The organism is Actinoplanes sp. NPDC051633, assembly GCF_040681735.1.
Lineage (GTDB): Bacteria > Actinomycetota > Actinomycetes > Mycobacteriales > Micromonosporaceae > Actinoplanes.
This window is the reverse complement of the sequence record NZ_JBFAZH010000783.1, coordinates 1-3,720: the sequence shown is the minus strand read 5'-3', so window position 1 is coordinate 3,720 and position 3,720 is coordinate 1. Positions and strand designations below refer to the sequence as shown.

The window sequence follows — 3,720 nt, the reverse complement described above, 5'->3', positions numbered from 1 at the left end:
ACGCCGGTGATGACGCCGATCGAGCGCCGGTTGGTCTCCAGGTCCACCCGCACCTCCTCGGTGCCGTCGAGCGCGCCGAGGAAGTTGAGGTACTGCAGCCGGTGCGCGTCGGACAGGCCGCCGGGGTTGCTGCTGGCGGTGGCGCCGGCCGCGGACGCCGTCGTGGCCTGCGTCGTACCCATCAGCTTCTCTTCCGGCTCGGTGCCCTCCGGCGTGGCGTGGAAGAAGGTGAGCTGGTCGTCGTCGATCACCGCCGAGCCGCGGTCACCGTGCACCTGCAGCCGCGCGCTCAGCCCCGGGTACGCGGCCGTCGAACCGTGCAGCACCCCGAGCGCGCCGCTTTCGAACTTCACCACCCCGGCCGCGACGTCCTCCACCTCGATCCGCTGGTGCGCCAGCGTGCCGGTGTACGCGAACACCTCCACGGGCCGGCCCAAGGCGGCCACCAGCAGGTCGACGGTGTGCACGCCCTGGTTCATCAGCGCCCCGCCACCGTCCAGCTCCCAGGTGCCGCGCCAGTCCCCGGAGTCGTAGTAGCTCTGCCCCCGCCACCAGTCGATCGAGGCGATGCCGGAGGTGATGCGCCCGAACTCGCCGCGCGCGATGGCCGCCAGCACGGTCTCGGTGGACTCGTCGAACCGGTGCTGCGAGATGACCGTGACCACCTTCCCGGCCTTTTGCTGCGCCGCGATGATCTCGTCGGTCCGCTCGACGGTGATCTCCGCCGGCTTCTCCACGATCACGTGCTTGCCGGCCTCCAGGGCCTCGATGGCGAGCGCGCCGTGCCGGCCGGTCGGGGTGCAGACCACCACGACGTCGATCTGCTCGGCGGCCAGCGCCTCGGTGAGCGACGGGTAGGCGTGGGCCGGCGACAACGCCCGGGCCTTGTCCAGGTCGATGTCGGCGACCGCGGCCAGCTCGATGCGGTCGGCGAGTTGCGCGATCACCTTGGCGTGGTGCTTGCCGATCACTCCGGCGCCGACCAGCGCGAACCTATGCATATTCGATCTCCTCGGCGGTGAGCAGGCCGGTGAAGGCCCGCCAGGCGGTGGTGAACAGGTCGGGGCCGGAGAACCCGCCTGCGGTGTGGCCCAGGGCGAGGTGCGGCTCGAGCGAGAAGAACCCGTCGAACCCGTCGTGGCGCAGTGCGCGGATGGTGCGCGCCAGCTCGCCGTCGCCCTCGCCGGCGGGCACCACCGTGCCGTCCTCGGCCAGGGCGTCCTTGATCTGCACGTACTCCACATGCGGCCGCAGGATCGCGTAGCCGTCGGTGTACGGCTTCACGCCGACCTGCACGAAGTTGGCCGGGTCCCAGGCCAGCCGCAGGTGCGGCGAGCCGACCGACCGGACGATGTCCAGGCAGCGGCGCGGCACGTCGCCGTAGATCTCCTTCTCGTTCTCGTGCAGCAGCACCAGGTCGGCCTCCTCGGCGACCCGGGCCAGCGCCCGCATCCGCTCGATCACCTCGGCGCGGTGCTCGTCGGGGTCGTCGCCCGGCCGGATGAAGAACGAGAAGATCCGGATGTACGGGGCGCCGAGGAAGTGGGCCACCTCGGCGGCGTGGCGCATCCGCTCGAGATGCGGCGCGAAGTCCTCGTCGATGAAGATCTTGCCGATCGGCGACCCGATGCTGGACACCTTGATGTCGTGGTCGGCGAGCGTCTTCTTCATGGTGTCGAGCTGCTCGTCGTCCAGGTCGAGGATGTTGACGCCCCACGCGCTGCGCACCTCGATGTAGCGCAGGCCGAGCCCCGCCGCCACCCGGCACTGCTCGGTCAGGTCGGGGGAGATCTCGTCGGCGAATCCGGAAAGAGTCCACATGGGACGCGGTCCTCCTACTGTTCGTAGATCCGGTGTACGAGCCGCAGGCAGCGAATGCCCTCCTGCGGCCCGATCCAGAACGGCTCGGGGTGGTGCAGCGTGCGGTGGAAGTCGGCGATCAGCGCTTCGTGCGAGGCGCCCCAATAGGCCTTGCCCGTTTTATGGGTCCGCTCACGGACGATCTCGGTGCGACCGCCGGCCCGGTCGATCGTCAGGTCGCCCCGGATCGTGAGCGTCGCGTCCTCGGTGAAGATCTCGACCGTGACGGGCGAGTCGGTGACGTTGGTCGTGGTGGCGAAGAAGACGCTGGTCGCCCCGCCGGCGTGGGTGAGCACGGCCTGCGCGGTGTCCTCGACGTCGGTCGTCGTCCGGCCGAGGTGACCGGCCTGTCCGCGGGCGTCGGTGACCTCACCGAGCAGCCACTCCAGCAGGTCGAGCGTGTGGATCGCCTGGTTGATCAGCACGCCCCCGCCGCTGCGTTTCTTCTCGCCGCGCCAGGGCGCCGCGTCGTAGTAGGCCTGGTCGCGGTGCCACAGCACGGTCGCGCTCGCGCCCCTGGCCGCGCTGCGCCCGATCAGGTCGCGGGCCGCCCGCACGGCCAGGTTGTACCGGTTCTGCAGGCAGACCCCGACCTTGAGCTCCGGATGCTCCGCGGCGGCCGCGACGACCCGCTCCGCCTCCGCCACGGTGTGCGCCAACGGCTTCTCGACCAGCACGTTGACGCCGCGTTCCAGGCAGTCGATCACGACATCCGCGTGCTGGTCGTGCGGCGTGCAGATGTGCGCGACATCCGGCCGGACGCGGTCGAGGAGCTCGCGGTAGTCGCGGCCGGCCGTGCCGACGAGCTCGATGCCGTCCAGTGCCTCGATCGCCGCCAGGTGCACGACCGACACGGTCCCGAGCCCGATCACCACGGCCGTCGTCATCTATTTGACCCCGCCCGCGGTCAGTCCGCCGACCAGATAGCGCTGGAAGACCAGGTAGAGGATCACCACGGGCGCGGCGGTGACCAGCGCCGCCGCCATGACCTGCGAGTAGACCGGCAGTGCGCCGCCCTCCTGCGTCACCCCGAAGATCGACAGCGCGACGGCTGCGGTGTGCGTCTCCGGCCGGGTGAGCACGTTGGCGAACAGCACGTCGTTCCAGCCCAGCAGGAACGCGAAGATCGCCGAGACGACGATCGCCGGCAGGCTGAGCGGCATGATGATCCGGAAGAGGATGCGCAGCGTGGACGCGCCGTCCACCCGGCCCGCCTCCTCCAGCTCGCGCGGCAGGCCGCGCAGGTAGGTCACCATCACCCAGGTGGAGAACGGCAGGGCGAAGGTCAGATACGCCAGGAACAGGCCCCAGCGCGTGCCGACCATCGTGATGCCGAGATAGTTGCCCGCCGACGAGAAGAGCACGAAGACCGGCAGCAGCATCAGCGTGCCCGGGATGCTCTGCAGCCCGACCAGGCCGCGCAGGATGGTGAGCCGGCCGGTGAACGTGTAGCGGACCAGCACGTACGCGGTGATCGTGCCGAGCAGCGCGGACGCCACCGCCGTGAAGGCGCAGACGATGAGGCTGTTGACCAGGCCGTTGCCCAGGTCGGCGGTGGTCCAGATCTTGCTGTAGCTGTCGAGGGTGAACGAGCTGGGCCAGAACTCGCCCTCGGCCACGCCGATGTCGGTGTTCAGCGACGCGAGCACGATGTAGGCGGTCGGGACGAGCACCATCAGGACGAGCACCACGGTGACGATCACCAGCAGTGGCGCGGGCAGCAGCCGGTGGGCCTCGCCCGCGGCCGGGCGGCGGACCCGGCGGGGCGGGGGGGCGCCCGGGGGGCCGGGGGGGGGGGGGGTTTATTGGCGGCCTGCGCGTGGACGTCCACCCCGGGGGGACCCCGGTAGGGCTAAAAGG

Annotated in this window: 4 protein-coding genes; all 4 read right to left on the bottom strand. The window is 70.6% G+C overall.

What is annotated here, in order from left to right; genetic code table 11:
- On the bottom strand, positions 1-1,001 hold a 1,001-nt coding region (locus AB0M20_RS31925), incomplete at its 3' end, for a Gfo/Idh/MocA family oxidoreductase (RefSeq protein ID WP_364304046.1).
- Positions 994-1,821 carry a sugar phosphate isomerase/epimerase family protein gene (locus tag AB0M20_RS31920; protein ID WP_364304045.1) on the bottom strand — a complete coding sequence of 276 codons (828 nt, stop codon included), beginning with the start codon at positions 1,819-1,821 and terminating at the stop codon, positions 994-996. The genes AB0M20_RS31925 and AB0M20_RS31920, both read right to left, overlap by 8 nt.
- 14 nt (positions 1,822-1,835) lie before the next feature.
- Positions 1,836-2,747, bottom strand: a complete 912-nt coding sequence (locus AB0M20_RS31915; protein WP_364304044.1) for a Gfo/Idh/MocA family oxidoreductase — start codon at positions 2,745-2,747, stop codon at positions 1,836-1,838.
- Positions 2,748-3,563 (bottom strand): carbohydrate ABC transporter permease, encoded by an 816-nt coding sequence (locus AB0M20_RS31910; RefSeq protein ID WP_364304043.1) that lies wholly within the window; start codon positions 3,561-3,563, stop codon positions 2,748-2,750.
- Positions 3,564-3,720 lie beyond the last annotated feature (157 nt).